This is a genomic window from Corynebacterium sp. MSK032 (assembly GCF_030232065.1).
GTDB lineage: Bacteria > Actinomycetota > Actinomycetes > Mycobacteriales > Mycobacteriaceae > Corynebacterium > Corynebacterium jeikeium_D.
Genome location: NZ_JASPJR010000011.1, coordinates 1 through 17,781, shown reverse-complemented (window position 1 = coordinate 17,781; position 17,781 = coordinate 1). Strand labels below are relative to the sequence as shown.

Below are 17,781 nucleotides of genomic sequence, written 5' to 3'. Positions count from 1 at the left end.
TTCGTGGAGGTGTAGAAATTGACATCAATTACCAGTCTGGGTGGCGGTCATGGTCTATTTGCCACGCTGAGAGCTGACCGTCAGGTTGCGGACCATGTCACAGCGGTGGTCACAGTTGCCGACGACGGCGGATCCTCGGGTCGCCTTCGTCGTGAGCTGGGGCAGATTCCCCCTGGAGACCTTCGCATGGCACTCGCCGCGCTTTCCGCAGATACGGAAAAAGGCGATCTGTGGGAAAAGACACTGCAGCACCGCTTTGGCGGAACTGGCGCACTGGCAGGGCATGCGATTGGCAATCTGATTATCGCTGGCCTCACCAGTGTGATGGGAAATGAAGTCGACGCGCTTGACGAAATTGGCCGGTTGCTGCAAATCCGGGGTCGCGTCGTGCCCATGTCGCCGATCCCGCTAGAGATTGAGGCCGAAGTCGTTGGCTTGGAGCAGGATGCTCGCGTTGTGCGCCAGGTCCGTGGCCAGGTCGCAGTGGCCACGACACCTGGCCAGGTGCGCCGAATCCGGCTGATTCCTGAGACTCCGCCGGCATCCGAGGAGGCCATTGAAGCTATCCTCAATGCCGATTTGGTGACGCTGGGTCCGGGTTCGTGGTTTACTTCGGTTCTGCCACATCTTCAGGTGCCCGGGCTGCGGGATGCTCTGCAAGAAACCAATGCCACAACCGTCGTGGTGCTGAATCTTGTCGCCGAGCCGGGGGAGACCGCCGGTTTTTCTTCCGAACGGCACATCCATATGCTCACGCAGCATGCACCTAACTTGAAGCTCAATTACGTGCTTGTCGACGACAACACGCCGCTCGCGGATACCGAACGAGAATACCTGCAGCGAGCGGCGGATAGCCTAGACGCGCAGGTTGTCTTCGCCGATGTGCAAGAAGTTGATGACCACGGAGCTCTGACGGGTCGGCATTCGCCGGAGAAACTAGCTGTCGCACTTCGTCAGTTCCTCTAAAGCGTCCGGTCAGTCGAGGGTTTTTATGCATTCTCCTGCGAGGATGCAATAGACAATCAACTAATTGCCACTCGATTGGTACCGGATACTATCCTTGAGGTTTATTGCTAAAGCTCAAATGGGGTTAATTTTACCTAAATTAACCAGGCCCAAACCCAGCTCGTACACATGAAATGAGGATGGACAGCATCGTGGCATTGACGGCGAAGGTCAAAGACGAACTAGCCCGCGTGTCAGTTTCGCAGGAAAGCGCTCAGGCAGCGGAGATTTCGACCCTGTTCCGCTTCGCAGGAGGACTCCACCTGGTGGCAGGTTCGATTGTGCTGGAGGCTGAGTTGGATTCCGGCGCTGTCGCACGCCGCCTGCGCTCCATGCTGGCCGAACTCTACGATGTCAAAGCCAGCCTCAATGTCTTGTCTCCCGGCGGCTTGCGAAAGACCTCGAAGTACATCGTGCGGGTAACTGATGGCGCGGAACTCGTCGTTAGGCAAACTGGCCTGATCGACTCTGCAGGACGTCCCGTACGTGGGCTACCACGCAAGCTGATCATGGGACAGAAGATCGATCAAGAAGCTGCATGGAGGGGTGCCTTTTTGGCACATGGTTCACTGACTGAGCCGGGGCGTTCCTCAGCTTTGGAAGTCACTGCTCCCTCTGCAGAAGCGGCACTTGCATTGGTGGGATGTGCTCGTAGACTCGGAATTACGGCTAAGAGCAAGGAGAATAAATCCCGCGGTGGCGATCGTGTAATCATCCGGGAGGGCGATGCAATCGGTGCGCTGCTGACGCGAATGGGAGCCCAGACTACTCGCCTGCAGTGGGAAGAACAGCGAATGCGTCGTGAAGTGCGAGCGACGGCCACTCGTTTGGCAAACTTCGACGATGCCAACCTGCGGCGCTCGGCTCGTGCGGCCGTTATTGCAGCAGCGCGAGTAGAGCGTGCTTTAGAGATTCTCGGTGACGATGTACCAGACCATTTGGTGTCTGCAGGACAGCTGCGCATCGAGCACAAGCAGGCTTCACTGGAAGAACTTGGGCAGCTGGCAAATCCGCCAATGACCAAGGACGCCGTCGCAGGACGCATCCGCCGTTTGCTCTCCATGGCGGACAAAAGAGCAAACGAACTCGGAATTCCCCCCACAACTGCAGTCGTTACAGACGAACTTTTTGACAAAGAAGTTGACGAGTAAAGCACCTGTTATGCCTAGTCAGGTGCGTAATTTTTGATAAATCTCCGTTTATTTGGGATTTTCGCACCAAACCACCGCTGCGCGAATGAAAAACCCAACGTACACTTCTGTAGTGAACCTGTTGGAGCGCAATCAGCGCCCTGACAAGTGGCATCGATTCGCCAATCCATTAAGGAGATTATTGTGACGGTTCGTGTAGGTATTAACGGTTTTGGTCGCATCGGCCGCAACTTCTTCCGCTCCCTGCTCGCTGCGGGCGCTGACCTGGAAGTCGTTGCTGTAAACGACCTCACTGATAACAAGACCCTGGCTCACCTGCTCAAGTACGACTCCATCATGGGCAAGCTTGACGCAGAGGTCACCTACGACGATGAGTCCCTCACCGTCAACGGCAAGCGCATCGCGGCATACGCTGAGCGCGACCCGAAGGACCTGCCGTGGGGCAAGCACGAGGTCGACATCGTCATTGAGTCCACCGGTTTCTTCACCGATGCCAACGCTGCCAAGGCTCACATCGAGGCTGGCGCCAAGAAGGTCATCATCTCCGCTCCGGCTAAGAACGAAGACGCAACCTTCGTTGTCGGTGTTAACCACACTGACTACGACCCGGAGAAGCACAACATCATTTCGAACGCTTCTTGCACCACCAACTGCCTGGCTCCGATGGCTAAGGTCCTGGACGACAAGTTCGGCATCGAGCGCGGTCTCATGACCACCATCCACGCATACACCGGTGACCAGCGTCTGCACGACGCTCCGCACAAGGACCTGCGTCGCGCCCGCGCTGCTGCACTGAACATTGTTCCGACCTCCACCGGTGCTGCAAAGGCAGTCGCTCTGGTTCTGCCGCAGCTCAAGGGTCTGCTGGACGGCTACGCACTGCGTGTTCCGACCCCGACCGGCTCTGTCACCGACCTGACCTTCACTGCGAAGAGCGAGGTCACCGTCGAGTCCGTCAATGCTGCCATCAAGGAAGCTGCTGAGGGCGAGCTCAAGGGTGTTCTGGGCTACAACGAGGACCCAATCGTTTCCAAGGACATCGAGGGCGACCCGCGTTCCTCGATCTTCGACGCACCGCTGACCAAGGTCATCGGCGATCAGGTCAAGGTTGTCTCCTGGTACGACAACGAGTGGGGCTACTCCAACCGCCTCGTCGACCTGGCTGTCTACGTCGGTGAGCGCCTCTAATAACTCACCTGGTTAATCCCAGACCCCGAACGGGCCGGGGTGGTTGCGCCTGAGTAGGGCACGCCACCCACGGCCCGTTTTTTACACACTTTCACAAGGATTTCATTGAGATGACTGTTAAGACTGTCAAAGACCTGATCAACGAAGGTATTGAAGGCCGTTACGTCCTCGTCCGCTCCGACTTTAACGTTCCGTTGAAGGACGGCGTTATCACCGATCCGGGTCGAATCGATGCTTCGCTGCCCACCCTGTCCGCGCTTGTCGAGGCCGGCGCCAAGGTCGTTGTTATGGCTCACCTGGGTCGCCCGAAGGGCGAGGTTAAGTCCGAGTTCTCCCTGGCCCCGGTCGCTGAGGCGCTATCTGAGCGCCTGGAGCAGTACGTCGCGCTCGCCGGTGATGTCTCCGGTGAGGACGCGCACGAGCGCGCAAATGGTCTGACCGAGGGCGATGTACTCCTGTTGGAGAACGTCCGCTTCGATCCGCGCGAGACCTCCAAGGACGAGGCAGAACGCGCCGAATTCGCAGCCGAGCTGGCCGCACTTGTTCCGGACGGAGCATTTGTTTCCGACGGTTTCGGTGTTGTTCACCGCGCCCAGGCTTCCGTCTTCGACGTCGCTAAGAAGCTGCCGCACTACGCCGGCAACCTGGTTCAGGCTGAGCTTGAAGTTCTGCGCAAGGTCGCAGAGACCCCGGAGAAGCCGTACACCGTCGTGCTCGGCGGTTCCAAGGTTTCCGACAAGCTGGGCGTTATTGAGGCTCTCGCGCCGAAGGTTGACTCCCTGGTCATCGGCGGCGGCATGTGCTTCACATTCCTGGCTGCCAAGGGCTACGACGTTGGTGCGTCCCTGCTGCAGGAAGAGATGATTGACACCTGTAAGGATCTGCTGGACCTCTACGGCGAAAAGATTGTTCTGCCAACCGACGTAGTCGTGGCCGACAAGTTCGCTGCTGACGCTGAAAACAAGGTCGTCGATGCCACCGAGATTCCGGAAGGCTGGATGGGCCTGGACATCGGATCGGCTTCCGCTGAGGCATTCGGCAAGGTGCTGGCTGAGTCCAAGACTGTGTTCTGGAACGGTCCGATGGGCGTGTTCGAGATGGAGGCTTTCGCAGCTGGTACCCGCGAGGTTGCACAGGCCATCATCGATGCCACCACTAACAACGGTTGCTTCTCCGTCGTCGGTGGCGGCGACTCCGCAGCAGCAGTACGTACTCTGGGGTTGAACGAGGACGGCTTCAGCCACATCTCCACTGGTGGTGGCGCTTCGCTGGAGTTCCTCGAGGGTAAGACTCTGCCGGGCGTCTCCGTCCTGGAAGACTAAGATTTTTCCACCACCGGATTTTCATCGCTTAAAAATCCGCTAATTGATAGGGAAGTGAATTCCACCACTATGGCACGTACACCATTTATTGCTGGTAACTGGAAGATGAACCTGAACCATCTCGAAGCTATCGGTGTGGTGCAGAAACTCGCGTTCGCTCTGCCAAAGGAGTACTACGACAAGGTTGACGTCGCTGTCATCCCGCCGTTTACCGACCTGCGTTCGGTCCAGACTCTGGTTGAGGGCGATAAGCTCGGCGTCACTTACGGCGCGCAGGATGTCTCAGTCCACGAGTCCGGCGCTTACACCGGCGAGATTTCCGCATCGATGCTGGCAAAGCTCGGCTGCACCTGGGTCGTCGTCGGTCACTCCGAGCGTCGCGATATGCACGCAGAGGACGATGAGCTGGTCGCAAAGAAGGCCAAGGCAGCACTGCGCGAGGGCATGAACCCAATCGTCTGTGTCGGCGAGCCGCTGGAGGTCCGAGAGGCCGAAGAGCACGTCGAGTACGTTGTCTCTCAGGTCAAGGGCTCCCTGGCTAACCTGACCAACGCTGAGCTGGCCAAGACCGTCATCGCTTACGAGCCTGTCTGGGCTATCGGCACCGGTAAGGTCGCATCGGCTGCAGACGCGCAGGAAGTCTGTGCAGCTATCCGCGAGACCGTCGCAGAAATTGCGGACGAGAACATCGCAAAGGAGATGCGCATCCTCTACGGTGGTTCCGTCAAGGCCGAGAACGTCGCTGAGATCGTCGGCAAGCCCGACGTCGACGGCGGCCTCGTCGGTGGCGCTTCGCTCGACGGTGAAGCATTCGCGAAGCTCTGCGCACTTGCTGCAGATGCCGCTCAGAACGCCTAAGTGCATATAAATTCAGAACAACTGATAAGATAGGCGCCATGCGCGACCCCGGATTGGTTTTATTGATTCTCATAAAACCGATTCGGGGTTATTGCCTTTAGGCGGACTCAATCCAGGCACACCGACTGGCAATGTTTTAGCGCGATACATTTCCCGAGGCTTTCCACTTGGAATGCCCGGCAATTTTCAAAGGACGTGCTCAATGAACGAACAAGTACATGGTGACACTGACCGACACACTGCAAGCAATGAGCAATCCTCATCGACCGCTACCGCGAAGCAGCAGGACTTGCTCTGGGAGGATATTCGCCACCTGGGTCGAATTCTTGGGCAGGTAATCCGCGAGCAAGAGGGTGACGAGGTCTTTAACCTGGTCGAAAATGCTCGCCGTGCAGCCTTCGAACTCCATCGTGGCGATGGCGACATCGAGAAGCTCACCGGCCTCTTCCGCGATATTGACCCAGCCGAGGCAAGCCCTGTCATCCGTGCTTTCACGCACTTCGCACTTTTGGCCAACCTCGCTGAGGATTTGCACGAGGAGCTGGGCATCGAGGCATCTCTCGATGCTGGCGATCCACCGCAGGACTCCACGCTGGAGGCAACATGGCAGAAGCTTCGCGACGCCAAGGTTTCCGGCAGCGCCATTGCGGACATGATGGACCACATTGAGGTCGTCCCGGTTCTGACCGCACACCCAACGGAAACTCGTCGTCGCACAGTGTTCGATGTGCAGAAGCACATCACGGCTGCAATGCGGCGCCGCCACGAGATCCAGGCAGCCCCGATGAATGCGCGCACCGCGGACCGACTCGCTGAGATTGATGCCGATATCCGTCGCCGGATCCTGACGCTGTGGCAAACGGCTCTGATTCGCATGAACCGCCCGGATATTCGCGACGAGGTCGAAGTTGGTCTTCGCTACTACCAGCTTTCTCTGCTGGAAGCTGTGCCACAGATTAACCGAGACGTCGTCAAGCACTTGCGTCAGCTCGGCGGCGACAAGCTGCCGGCTAATCCAACGATTCGCATGGGCTCGTGGATTGGCGGTGACCACGACGGCAACCCATACGTGACGGAGGAGACGCTGCGCTACGCCTCCGATAGGGCAGCAGGTACGATCCTGCGTCACTACTTCTCGCAGTTGCACCTGCTGGAGCGCGAGCTCAGTCTCAGCGACCGCCTGACCAAGGTCACCGTAGATTTGGTCGGCTTGGCCAGCCGCGGCCACAATGACGTACCAAACCGCGAAGATGAGCCGTACCGTCGTGCGGTTCACGGTATCCGCGGGCGCGTGGCGGCAACAGCGGTGAACTTCTTCGACGAGTCCATCATTGAGGGCGACTGGTCGGAATTCACTCCGTATGACAGCGCCGAGGAGCTACTTGAAGAGCTCTCGATTATCGACGACTCCCTGCGGTCCAGCCACGATGACCTCATCGCCGATCACCGCCTGCGCGACCTGATGGATTCAGTGGAGGTATTTGGTTTCCACCTGTACTCGATTGATCTCCGCCAGAATTCGGACTCTCAAGAGGAAATTCTCACCGAGCTGTTCTCCGCTGCCGGTGTGGTGGACAACTACGCGGGATTGAAGGAAGCCGACAAGGTCGAGCTGCTGACCAAGGAACTGCAGTCCTCCCGTCCGCTGGTTTCGACTTCCGCAGATCTTTCCGAAGCTACGGCTCGCGAGCTAGGCATTATGCGTGCGGCATCTCGTGCGGTGCGCAAGTACGGTCACGACGCGGTACCGCACTGCATCATTTCGATGTGTACATCGGTCTCCGACCTGCTGGAGCCGATGATTCTGCTCAAGGAAGTCGGTCTGATTCGCCCGAATGGCTCCCAGCCGACCGGTTCTGTTGACGTCATTCCGCTGTTCGAAACCATCGAAGACCTGCAGGCTGGTGCCGACGTGCTGCGTGCTGCGTGGGACATTCCGGTCTACCGCGCATACGTGTCCGCACGCGGAGATCTGCAGGAAGTCATGCTCGGCTACTCCGACTCCAACAAGGACGGCGGGTACTTCGCTGCAAACTGGGCGCTTTACGACGCGGAGGTCGCAATCGTGGCAGCCGCGAAGGACAACGACATTCGCCTGCGTCTCTTCCATGGCCGCGGAGGTACTGTCGGCCGTGGTGGCGGTCCGTCCTACGAGGCAATCCTGGCGCAGCCGTCGGGTGCAGTCCAGGGGTCCGTGCGTATCACTGAGCAGGGCGAGATTATCTCTGCAAAGTACGGTCACCCTGCAGCGGCACGCAGGAACCTCGCCGCGCTGGTTTCGGCAACGATTGAGTCGACTCTGCTCGACGTCGATGACCTGAAGAACCCAGCTCGCGCCCACGAGATTATGTCGGAGATTTCCGACCTGTCTCGCGAGGCCTACTCGAAGCTCATGCACGAGGACCCGGGCTTTATTGACTTCTTCACGTCGTCGACCCCGGTCGATGAGATCGGCAGCCTGAACATCGGTTCGCGTCCGACCTCACGCAAGCAGACCCAGACCATTTCTGACCTGCGCGCAATTCCGTGGGTACTGTCCTGGTCGCAGCAGCGTTCTATGGTGCCGGGCTGGTTTGGTGTCGGCTCTGCACTGCAGGAGTGGATCGGCGAGGACGAAGACGGTTCCCGCCTGGCTGAGCTCCGTCAGCTCAACGAGATTTGGCCGTTCTTCAATTCGGTGCTGTCGAACATGGCGCAGGTCATGTCCAAGGCTGATCTGAACCTGGCGCGCGCCTACGCTAGCCTTTGCCAAGATAAGGCCGACGGTGAGCGCATCTACGGCATCATCAAGGCTGAGTTCGACCTGACTTTGGAGATGTTCCTGAAGGTAACCGGGTACAAGCACCTGCTGGAGGACAACCCGCTGCTCAGGCGTTCGGTGGACATGCGCTTCCCGTACCTTATGCCGCTGAACATCATCCAGCTGGAGATGCTGCGTCGCTACCGCGCCGGCGATAATCGCGACAAGGTGCGTCGGGGCATTCAGCTGACCATGAATGGTCTGGCAACTGCACTGCGCAACTCCGGCTAGGAATCCGCCTAGGGATACGGCTAGGGATACCTAGCCAGCCGAGCAATTGCGCTAGTATAGTTGGAGTTCTTAAAGAAGCGACGTTTCAAAAGGAAGTGCGCGTGTACCTCGCCATTCAGATTGTCCTGGTCATCACATCCATCCTGATGACGCTGTTCATCCTGCTCCACAAGGGTAAGGGTGGCGGACTGTCCAGCCTCTTTGGTGGCGGCATGCAGTCGAATCTGTCCGGTTCGACTGTGGTGGAGAAGAACCTTGACCGCGTCACTATTGTGACCGTGATTATCTGGTTGCTCTGCATTGTCCTGTTGCTGCTGTTCAATACTTTCGGCTGGTAGGTTCCGCACGCAGCACGCCCCACCGCAGGCCTTTAAGGGCTCTTCGGAATTTTGGGTGTAGATGGGTTTGGTGATCGGGGTGTGTTGAAGTGGTCGGACGCGATTGATAGAGTAAGCCCGGACTCATTACGGAAGTTGGAAATCCCACATGCTCAAAAGCTGGCTGTTACTGATCGGGGCGGTTGTTGCCGAGGCGCTTGGCACCATGTGCCTGCGTGCAGCCGTTGATCAACCGCTCTATGCCATCGGGGTGGTCATCGGATACATCATTGCTTTCACCCTCTTGGGACTCGCCCTGGGAAGAGGTATTCCAATCGGCATTGCCTATGGAATTTGGGCAGCAGCCGGAGTTGCCCTGGTCGCGGTTCTGGGTGCCGTGTTATTCCATGAAACGCTCAGCTTAACGGCGATCATCGGCATTGTCACCATCATGGCCGGCGTCTTCATTGTCCAAACCGGCCAGCGCGATCCAGGCAAAGCTGAGGTGTTGGAATCATGAGCTGGCTGTTTCTGTCCTTTTCGATCGTTTCTGAAATTATCGCTACCCTGAGTCTGCGTGCTTCGGATGGCTTTCGGAAGAAAATCTGGATCCTGCCACTCGTGGTGTTCTACGGGCTCGCTTTCTTTTTCTTAGCGGTTACTATCTCCTACGGCATGCCGGTGGCCATTGCCTACGGCATCTGGTCAGCTATCGGTGTCGCGCTCATCGCAGTGCTGGCGCGGATCATCTGGAAAGAGCCGTTAACCCCGCGCATGATCTTGGGACTGGTGCTGATCATGGCGGGGGTGGTGCTCGTCGAACTGGGGTAAGCGCTATTGGGCCCGAGCGGCGCGAACCTGCTGCTGGATAGTCTCCATGACCGAAGCATCGGCCAAGGTTGTGGTATCACCAATCTCGCGGTCTTCGGCGAGATCTTTGAGCAGACGGCGCATAATCTTACCCGAGCGGGTCTTGGGGAGGTCAGTGACCACGGTGATTGATCGCGGTGTCGCAATCGGTCCGATCGCGGCACGAACATGATCACGCAGGACCCCGACGGCGTCGTCGAGTTGCTGAGCGCTTTCGCGCAGAATCACAAACGCCTCGATCGCCTGCCCGGTGGTTTCATCTTGGGCCCCGACCACAGCGGCCTCAGCAACCATCGCATGGGCGACCAACGCCGATTCAATTTCTGCCGTCGACATCCGGTGCCCGGAAACATTGAGCACATCATCGACCCGGCCCAGGACCCAAATATCGCCGTCCTTATCGAATTTCGCGCCGTCACCGGCAAAATATACGCCAGGGTACTGTGACCAGTAGGTTTTCTGATACCGTTCCTCATCGCCCCACAGGGTGCGCAGCATGCCGGGCCACGGTTCGGTGATCACCAGATAGCCACCGTTGCCGGGTTCTACCGGAACGCCGGCTTCGTCATAGATATCGGCCGTAATGCCGGGCAGGGCGCGCATCGCGGCCCCGGGTTTCGTGGCGGTCACCCCGGGTAGCGGGCTGATCAGAATATGGCCGTTTTCGGTCTGCCACCAGGTGTCCACGATCGGTGCGTTATTGCCCCCGATGTGCTCGCGGTACCACATCCACGCTTCGGGGTTGATCGGTTCACCCACGCTGCCCAACAACCGCAGCGACGACAGGTCATATTCGGCCGGGATATCGCGACCCCAGCGCATGAACGTACGGATACTGGTGGGCGCACAGTACAGAATCGTCACGCCGTATTTCTGCACGATCTCCCACCAGCGCCCCCGATGCGGAGTATCCGGGGTGCCCTCATACAGCACCGAGGTGGTCGCATTGGCCAGCGGCCCGTAGACGATATAGGAGTGCCCGGTGACCCAGCCGATATCGGCGGCCGTCCAGTAGATATCGGTTTCGGGTTTGATATCAAAAACCGCCCAGTGGGTGTAGGAAACCCCCACGAGATATCCGGCTCTTCGGAATTTTGGGTGTAGATGGGTTTGGTGATCGGGGTGTGTTGAAGGCGTAAAAAGAGTCGAGGTCTTCCGAAGATGGAAGTGACGAAACCACACATCTGAAGAAAGACCTCGACATGCACCAGCTTACCTTCTCGCGCCCAGATCTTGATGCCTTTTGCCTGCTGAGCAATTCCGGCGTCACCGTGACCGGTCAACACGTCACCGCCGAGCAAGCCGTGCTGGAATGTCGAGTCGTGGAGGCCGATCAGTTCTGTCGGCATTGCGGTGCTGAAGCCACAGTGCGAGGCAGTGTGGTGCGCAAAGTCACGCATGTGCCGGTGGGTTGGCGGCCCACCCACTTGCATGTGCGGTTACGCCGCTACCGGTGCGATACCTGTGCCCGTGTCTGGCAACAAGACACCACATCCGTGGTGGCTCCGGAGGCCAAACTCTCGCATGCTGCCGCGTTGTGGGCGTTGAAATCGGTAGTCATCGACCGGTTATCCATTGCCCGGGTGGCGGCCAATCTGGGCGTGTCCTGGCATACCGCCAACGACGCGGTGCTGACCACGGGTCGGCGGTTGCTCATTGACGATCCCAACCGGCTCAATGGGGTCAGAGTGTTGGGGGTCGATGAGCACGTGTGGCGCCACACCCGCTGGGGTAACCGGTATGTCACCGTGGTCATCGATTTGACCCCCGTGGCAGACCGCACAGGCCCGGCACGGTTATTGGATATGGTCCCGGGCCGGTCCAAACAAACCTTCATCACCTGGTTAGAAGCGCAAACCAGCGCGTTTCGGGCCGGCATTGAGATCGTGGCCATGGATGGGTTCACCGGGTATAAAACCGCAGCAGCTGAAACCCTGCCTGAGGCCACCACGGTCATGGATCCCTTCCATGTGGTGGCCCTGGCCGGTCAGGCCGTGGATAAGGTTCGACAACGCATCCAACAAGCCACCCTGAGCCGGCGTGGTCGCAACGGGGACCCATTGTATGGGATCCGCAAAGTGCTAAAAACCGGCAAAGAGTATCTGACCGAACAACAACAAGCCCGCCGGGATGCCGTGTTTGCCAACCCGGACCATGCCCCGGTCAAGACCACCTATGACATCTACCAAAAGATTGTCGCCGCCTACCGCAACCCCAACAAGAAGCAAGCCAAAAAACGGTTCCGCAAACTCATTGCTTCCATCAGCCACGGGGTCCCCAACACGCTCAAAGAGCTGCAGACGTTGGGCCGGACGATGAAACGCCGGGCTGATGACATCTTGGCCTACTTCGATCATATCGGCACCAGCAACGGTCCCACCGAAGCCATCAACGGCAGAATCGAACACCTGCGCGGTACCGCCCTAGGCTTCCGCAACCTCACCCACTACATCACCAGAGCACTGCTGGACACCGGCGGATTCCGAACCAAAATACACTCATTTTTACGATGAGCCCCTTTAAGCAATAAAAATTCCCGTCGATAGCATTTCGCTTATCGACGGGAATTTGCTGGTTCTGGGCTGTTAGCGGTGAAGCGGAAGCCTAGAGCTGCGCAGCCGCAGCATCGTCAACAAAGACAACGGTTTCCTGAACACCGCGAACCCCGGCCGCCGGCCACTGCGCTGGGTCGTCCTGCTGAGCGATAGCTGCAATTGCCTCAGCCTTTTCGCCGCCCGCTACAAGTAGCCACACACGCTGAGAGCTGGCGATGGCCGGCATCGTCAGCGTGATGCGGGTCGGCGGTGGCTTCGGGCAGTTATGCACGTCCACGACCAAGCGTTCCTGCTCAGCCAGCGCTGCGGTATGTGGGAAAATCGAGTTGATGTGTCCCTCTCCGCCCATACCGAGAAGGTGAAGGTCAAAGCCATTTGGAGCCTTCTCCCGAACGATCGCTTCGTAGCTTTCGGCGGCCTCCGTGGTGGTCACGCCGCTGTCGGCAGCGGCAAACTCGAAGATGTTTTCCTCCGGCACGCCGACAGGGGACAAGAGACGCTTACGAGCAGCCAACGCATTGCGATCTGCCGAGTCGGCAGCGACAAAGCGTTCATCTCCGAAGAACACCAGGACTCGGTTCCAGTCGATGTCTCCGGAATCGTCGGCAAGCGCACTGAGCAAAGCGGTACCCGCGCCGCCACCGGTGAGAACGACGCGTACGAAACCGTCATCGGTGACCGGAGAGGCGTTGCCATGGTGGACGGCGACAACCGCATCGATGAAGCGCTGACGTGCAGCCTCGACGATGCCCGCCTGGTCAGCGGCGCGGTGGAACTGAGGGGCAGGGACGGTATTCGAGGCGTTATCGGTGGTCACTTGTCAGAGACTCCTGGTTCGTTAGCGAAGCTAGTTGTTGTGGACGTCGGAGATTGCATTCCCACCGTGTGAATCTGACTGAGGCCACGCAGGGCACGTCCGTAGGCAGTATCGTGGTCGAGGTGACGCAGCTCCTCTGCCAAACATTCGGAGCGTGTTGGACGCGATACTGCAACCTTGAACGGGGGCTTTTCTCCGTTGGTGACCGATGCAGTGGTGGCGCTTTCAATATCGATACGCAAAGTCTGGCCATTTTCACGCTCAAAGGCGACGGAGGTCACCGGTGGCTTGGCGCGGCCCTTTTCGTCCACCGGAATCTTCTTCTCACCGGTGGAGTAACGGTTGACCGGCAGCCCCAGGCGATCTGCCAACCATCCGGCGGCGACCTCGACCGATGGCGAGTCCTGTGGGCCGTAGATGGACACGGAGGTCACCGGCGAGTGCGGCGGCAAGTCGAAAGCGGATGCCAACACACCGCGCCAGTTCGTCAGCCGCGACCAGCTCAGGTCGGAATCGCCGGGCGTGTAGCCCGTACGGCGCGTGTAGATAGCGTTGCTATTCGGGTCACAGAGTGAATCGGTGATACGGCGCTGGGCAATCCGGCCGATTGGTGTCGCCGCTGGGACCTGCGGCGCCTCAGACGGCCACCACGCCACGACCGGCGTATCCGGTAGCAACAGGGGAGTCACCACAGAGCTGTGGTGCTGACCAATCTCACCGGACATATGCATAACGACGATCTCAGCGGCACCGGCATCACCACCGACGCGGAGCTCCGCGTCAAGCCGATTGTCCAGGCGTGGATCATCGGAGACCAATACCAGCACACGGGATGGGTGCTCGCGGGAAACGGAGTTGACCGTGGAAATAATGTTTTCCAGGTCGTCTTCGCTTTTGGCCAAAACAATCAGGGTGAGGACACGGCCCGTGGTGACGATGCCGCCCTGCTCTCGAAGCTGCACCAACTGACGAGCAATGCTCGCGGTGTCAGTGTCTGGCAAATTGACAATCATGAAAGTGTTCTTTCTGTCAGAAAATTCTTAAGAACTGAGAGGTCGGCAACCTATGGCCGTCGCCAAGCGCGACCGTCGCGCTCGAGCATGTGGTCAGCGGAGGAAGGCCCCCACGAACCTGCGGGGTAGCCCTCGGGACGACCGCGCTTGGCCCAGTACTCGATGATGGGGTCAAGAATCTTCCAGGACAGCTCGACTTCCTCATTAGTGGGGAAGAGGCTGGCCTCGTCGAGAAGCGCATCCAGAATCAGGCGCTCGTAGGCCTCTGGCGACTGCTCGGTAAACACCTCGGAGTAGGAGAAGTCCATGTTGACATCGCGTACCTCCATGGCCGAGCCCGGAACCTTCGAGCCGAAGCGCATGAGCACGCCCTCGTCTGGCTGGACTCGAATCACCATGGCGTTCTGGCCGAGAGCGGCAGTCATCGTCTCCGCAAAAGGCAAGTGCGGTGCGGACTTAAAGACCAGCGCAATTTCAGTGACGCGACGGCCGAGGCGCTTGCCGGTGCGCAGGTAGAAGGGGACACCGGCCCAACGACGAGAATTGATCTGGAGCGTACAAGCGGCGTAGGTCTCGGTCGTGGACTCGGGGTCGAATCCTTCCTCATCGCGCAGCCCCGGCACAAAGTTGCTGCCCTGCCAATCCGCGGTGTACTGGCCACGTGCGGTGTATTTCGAAAACGGACGCACTGGCTCGACGGCACGCAGAACCTTAATCTTTTCCGCCTGCAGCTCTTCCGGGGTAAAGGCGATGGGCTCTTCCATTGCCACCAGTGCCAGCAGCTGGAGTAGGTGGTTCTGAATTACGTCACGAGCCGCACCGATACCGTCATAGTAACCGGCGCGACCACCCAAACCGATGTCCTCGGCCATGGTGATCTGAACGTGGTCAATGTAGTGAGAATTCCACATCGGATCGAACAACTGGTTGGCAAAACGCATGGCCAAAATGTTCTGGACGGTTTCCTTGCCCAAGTAGTGGTCGATGCGGAACACGGCGTCTTCTGGGAAGACCGAGTTCACAATCCGGTTGAGTTCCTGAGCGGAGGCTAGGTCGTGTCCGAATGGCTTCTCAATAATCACGCGACGCCAATAATCCTCGCCCGACTGCGCCAGCCCCGAACGATCGAGCTGATGACAGACATCGGGGAAGTTAGCTGGCGGAATGGACAGGTAGTAGGCCCAGTTGCCAGCGGTGCCGCGGGAGCGATCGAGCTCCTCAAGTTGTGCGGCCAGGCGATCGAAGGCCTCGTCATCGGTGAAGGTACCGGTGACAAAGTGAATGCCCTCAGCCAGGCGCTGCCAGACACTCTCACGGAAGTCTGTGCGGGCGCCCTGTTCCACTGCGGTGCGCACATAATCCTCAAAGTCCTGTTTCGACCATTCGCGACGACCGTAGCCAACTAACGCGAAGGAGGCGGGCAGCAGACCGCGGTTGGCCAGATCGTAAATGGCAGGCAGAAGCTTCTTTCGGGCCAGATCGCCCGTCACTCCGAAAATCACCATGCCGCCCGGGCCCGCAATACGCGGCAAGCGTTTATCCTGTGGGTCGCGCAGCGGGTTGATGTATCCGTCGTGGTTGGTGCTGTCGTCTCCGTTGTGCGGAGAGCTGGCAGTAGGGGAGTTCGAATCGTTGCGTTGCAGAGAATCACTCACGGTTTACATAATGTCATATCGAGAAAAGTCCGGTGGAATCGTTTCCGATTCCTCCGATGGGGCCTTGACGGGTCCCTTTCTTCTGCCTTAGGTTTATGACCTAGGTGGTATACCCATAAACCACGGAGGTGTATATGCAGGCGAAGGAGGCGGACCCTCGGCCCATCTACGTCCAGATCGCCGAGGATCTGAAATCAATGATTTTGTCCGGGGAGCTCTCGGCTGAGGATCGTGCCCCTTCAACCAAGGAGCTCTCGGAGTTTTATCAGGTCAACCCAACCACGGCCGCCAAGGCCATGACGGAACTGTCGATGGTGGGGCTTGTGGAGAAGAAAAGAGGACTCGGAATGTTTGTCACTCCAGATGCCCGTGAGCGCATTCGCGCTGAGCGTCGTGAAGCGTTCCAGCGCACCTACATCGAGCCGTTAAAAGCGGAGGCCGGCATTCTCGGCCTCACGCTCCACGACATCATCGCCATGCTGGAGGAGGAGAAATGAGCATCTACGGCGTGATTGGCCCCAACGGCGCCGGCAAGACTTACTACCTGCGTACCCTCGCGCAGATGCCTACGGCGGCCCTGGCGAAGGCTGCACCCGACACCCAGGTCTTCGGTGCCACCCCGCGCGAATATTTCCAGATCCTGCGCACCGGCTGGGATCAGCTCGATGTGCCCCACGCGGAGTCCCTCCTCGATTTCCCCGCTGACACCCCTATCAAAAAGCTCAGCCTGGGCCAGCGCCAGCTGCTCATCGCCGCTGCCACCCTGGCATCGGGCAAGGAAGCATTGCTTTTCGACGAGCCCTTCAACGGCCTCGATGTCGAGCACCGCGCCACATTGCGCGGCATGCTTATCGACTCGGCCGAATCGGCCAACATTGTGGTCACCTCGCAGCACTCCCAGGATCTAGCCGGCCTAGTCGACACCTTGATTGTCATCCACAAGCAGGATGCGTACGGGCCCTATGACGTCGATAAGCTGCGCGCTAGCCATCCGGTGCTGCGAGGCCCTACGGATCTCGTGGCGCAGGTGGCCGGCCCAGTGCTCGCTAAGAAAACCCTCGGCGAGCGCTGCGAGGCAATCCTGGCTACAGAGCTCAGTTCGTCTGCCGCTGCGCATGCCCGCGCCCTCGGCGTTGAGGTGAGCTACCTCGACCCCGCGGCCCTCATCGACCTCGCAAGCACCTCCTCCTACATCGAACGGAGCAAGAAATGAGCACCGGAGCTTTCATCGCGACCAACAAGAAAACCTTCCTCGGTGTTGCCGCCGTGGCCATCCTGTACTCGGCCTTCGGGCGCATGCTCGTAGGCAGCGGAACCGGCAACACCTTGCTTGGCATTATCGCGCTGGGCATCCTCTTCCTCATCACAGCCCGGCGTTCGGTCACCCTGCGTGACTACGGCGTGAGCACCGCCCGCTGGGTACGCTCCGCAATCATCGCAATCTTGGGCACATCGTTGGTGGCTACCGCCTTCATCGTCACGGCGATGGTCATCGAACAGAACAAGTCCGGTTACTACCGCGGATTCGATAGCTTCATTGCCACCTCCGGACCGGCCCTGTTTCCGGACACTAACGGGGAGCTGTACATGATTGAGGATTCCGGGCAGAACTACACCACAGTTCTGCTCACCGCGCTGTGCGTCTTCTTGAGCTTCCTCATGGCTACCGTGGCGAGCACCGCAGTCGGCACCGTCGCCGGCGCGAAGGGCACTCGTGCAGGATCGATCACCATTGGCCTGGCCCTGGTCACGCTCTTCCTCTTTAGCTATCTGCTGGACGTGACCAACTCCGTACCGGGCGCCCCCTGGCCGGCTGTGCCGATCTTTGCCTCAATCATCACCGTAATCTCTGCGTTCGTGATGGCCTGGGCATTAAAGGAAGAGAAACGCCCGCTGCCCACTGTGAGCCCCGCCTTCGTCGCGGGTTAAGTGACAAAAAGTGTGTCTGATTTTCAGCCTATTTGCTGGTCAGGCCGCATAAAACGGGCTTATATAAGGT

16 protein-coding genes and 1 pseudogene are annotated in these 17,781 nt (G+C 58.8%); 13 read left to right on the top strand and 4 right to left on the bottom strand.

The genetic code is table 11. From position 1 onward, the window contains the following. Nucleotides 1-18 precede the first annotated feature (18 nt). From QP995_RS07465 to QP995_RS07425, 9 genes are all read left to right on the top strand, one after another. Entirely contained in the window at nucleotides 19-966 is a 948-nt protein-coding gene (locus tag QP995_RS07465) for a gluconeogenesis factor YvcK family protein (RefSeq protein ID WP_048731879.1), read from the top strand. A gap of 191 nt (nucleotides 967-1,157) precedes the next feature. Beyond that, the gene (whiA, locus tag QP995_RS07460) at nucleotides 1,158-2,156 is read left to right on the top strand and encodes a DNA-binding protein WhiA (RefSeq protein ID WP_048731892.1); all 999 of its coding nucleotides are present in this window, start codon (nucleotides 1,158-1,160) and stop codon (nucleotides 2,154-2,156) included. A 183-nt stretch (nucleotides 2,157-2,339) separates the two neighbouring features. Continuing rightward, on the top strand, nucleotides 2,340-3,344 hold the full coding sequence (gap, locus tag QP995_RS07455; RefSeq protein ID WP_048731894.1) for a type I glyceraldehyde-3-phosphate dehydrogenase: 1,005 nt from the start codon (nucleotides 2,340-2,342) through the stop codon (nucleotides 3,342-3,344). A gap of 110 nt (nucleotides 3,345-3,454) precedes the next feature. Continuing rightward, complete coding sequence (locus QP995_RS07450) at nucleotides 3,455-4,666, top strand: phosphoglycerate kinase (protein WP_070547090.1); 1,212 nt, start codon at nucleotides 3,455-3,457, stop codon at nucleotides 4,664-4,666. Nucleotides 4,667-4,735: 69 nt separating this feature from the next. Next, nucleotides 4,736-5,524, top strand: coding sequence for a triose-phosphate isomerase (tpiA, locus tag QP995_RS07445; RefSeq protein WP_049190741.1), 789 nt, complete (start codon nucleotides 4,736-4,738; stop codon nucleotides 5,522-5,524). A gap of 202 nt (nucleotides 5,525-5,726) precedes the next feature. Next, entirely contained in the window at nucleotides 5,727-8,555 is a 2,829-nt protein-coding gene (gene ppc / locus QP995_RS07440; RefSeq protein WP_088611534.1) for a phosphoenolpyruvate carboxylase, read from the top strand. A 101-nt stretch (nucleotides 8,556-8,656) separates the two neighbouring features. Beyond that, entirely contained in the window at nucleotides 8,657-8,893 is a 237-nt protein-coding gene (gene secG, locus QP995_RS07435; RefSeq protein ID WP_005510775.1) for a preprotein translocase subunit SecG, read from the top strand. A gap of 148 nt (nucleotides 8,894-9,041) precedes the next feature. Next, nucleotides 9,042-9,392 (top strand): DMT family transporter, encoded by a 351-nt coding sequence (locus QP995_RS07430; protein ID WP_035757987.1) that lies wholly within the window; start codon nucleotides 9,042-9,044, stop codon nucleotides 9,390-9,392. Then, on the top strand, nucleotides 9,389-9,703 hold the full coding sequence (locus tag QP995_RS07425) for a DMT family transporter (protein ID WP_035757985.1): 315 nt from the start codon (nucleotides 9,389-9,391) through the stop codon (nucleotides 9,701-9,703). The genes QP995_RS07430 and QP995_RS07425 overlap by 4 nt, the downstream gene beginning before the upstream one ends. Before the next feature lie 3 nt (nucleotides 9,704-9,706). Here the strand turns inward: QP995_RS07425 and QP995_RS07420 are convergent. Continuing rightward, nucleotides 9,707-10,822, bottom strand: a pseudogene (locus QP995_RS07420) (AMP-binding protein); the annotation flags it as partial. A 122-nt stretch (nucleotides 10,823-10,944) separates the two neighbouring features. Between QP995_RS07420 and QP995_RS07415 the strand changes: the two are divergent. After that, a complete protein-coding gene (locus QP995_RS07415; protein ID WP_070439683.1) occupies nucleotides 10,945-12,255 on the top strand; it encodes an ISL3 family transposase in 1,311 nt (436 codons plus the stop codon). 91 nt (nucleotides 12,256-12,346) lie between these two features. Here QP995_RS07415 and pgl read toward each other — a convergent pair whose 3' ends face one another. Genes pgl through zwf form a run of 3 tightly spaced genes read right to left on the bottom strand, consistent with a single transcriptional unit; the run spans nucleotide 12,347 to nucleotide 15,782 of the window. Continuing rightward, complete coding sequence (gene pgl, locus QP995_RS07410; RefSeq protein WP_070567129.1) at nucleotides 12,347-13,114, bottom strand: 6-phosphogluconolactonase; 768 nt, start codon at nucleotides 13,112-13,114, stop codon at nucleotides 12,347-12,349. After that, nucleotides 13,111-14,127, bottom strand: a complete 1,017-nt coding sequence (locus QP995_RS07405; RefSeq protein ID WP_070567126.1) for a glucose-6-phosphate dehydrogenase assembly protein OpcA — start codon at nucleotides 14,125-14,127, stop codon at nucleotides 13,111-13,113. The genes pgl and QP995_RS07405 overlap by 4 nt, the downstream gene beginning before the upstream one ends. A gap of 50 nt (nucleotides 14,128-14,177) precedes the next feature. Beyond that, entirely contained in the window at nucleotides 14,178-15,782 is a 1,605-nt protein-coding gene (zwf, locus tag QP995_RS07400; protein WP_016422737.1) for a glucose-6-phosphate dehydrogenase, read from the bottom strand. A 134-nt stretch (nucleotides 15,783-15,916) separates the two neighbouring features. On the opposite strand from zwf, the gene QP995_RS07395 reads away from it, so the two are divergent. From QP995_RS07395 to QP995_RS07385, 3 genes are read left to right on the top strand one after another with little or no spacing between them, the layout of a single operon-like run. After that, a complete protein-coding gene (locus tag QP995_RS07395; RefSeq protein ID WP_016422738.1) occupies nucleotides 15,917-16,279 on the top strand; it encodes a GntR family transcriptional regulator in 363 nt (120 codons plus the stop codon). Further along, nucleotides 16,276-16,995, top strand: coding sequence for an AAA family ATPase (locus QP995_RS07390; protein ID WP_069358692.1), 720 nt, complete (start codon nucleotides 16,276-16,278; stop codon nucleotides 16,993-16,995). Before QP995_RS07395 ends, QP995_RS07390 begins: the two co-directional genes overlap by 4 nt. Beyond that, the gene (locus tag QP995_RS07385) at nucleotides 16,992-17,711 is read left to right on the top strand and encodes a hypothetical protein (RefSeq protein WP_284853070.1); all 720 of its coding nucleotides are present in this window, start codon (nucleotides 16,992-16,994) and stop codon (nucleotides 17,709-17,711) included. Before QP995_RS07390 ends, QP995_RS07385 begins: the two co-directional genes overlap by 4 nt. The last annotated feature ends 70 nt before the right edge of the window (nucleotides 17,712-17,781 follow it).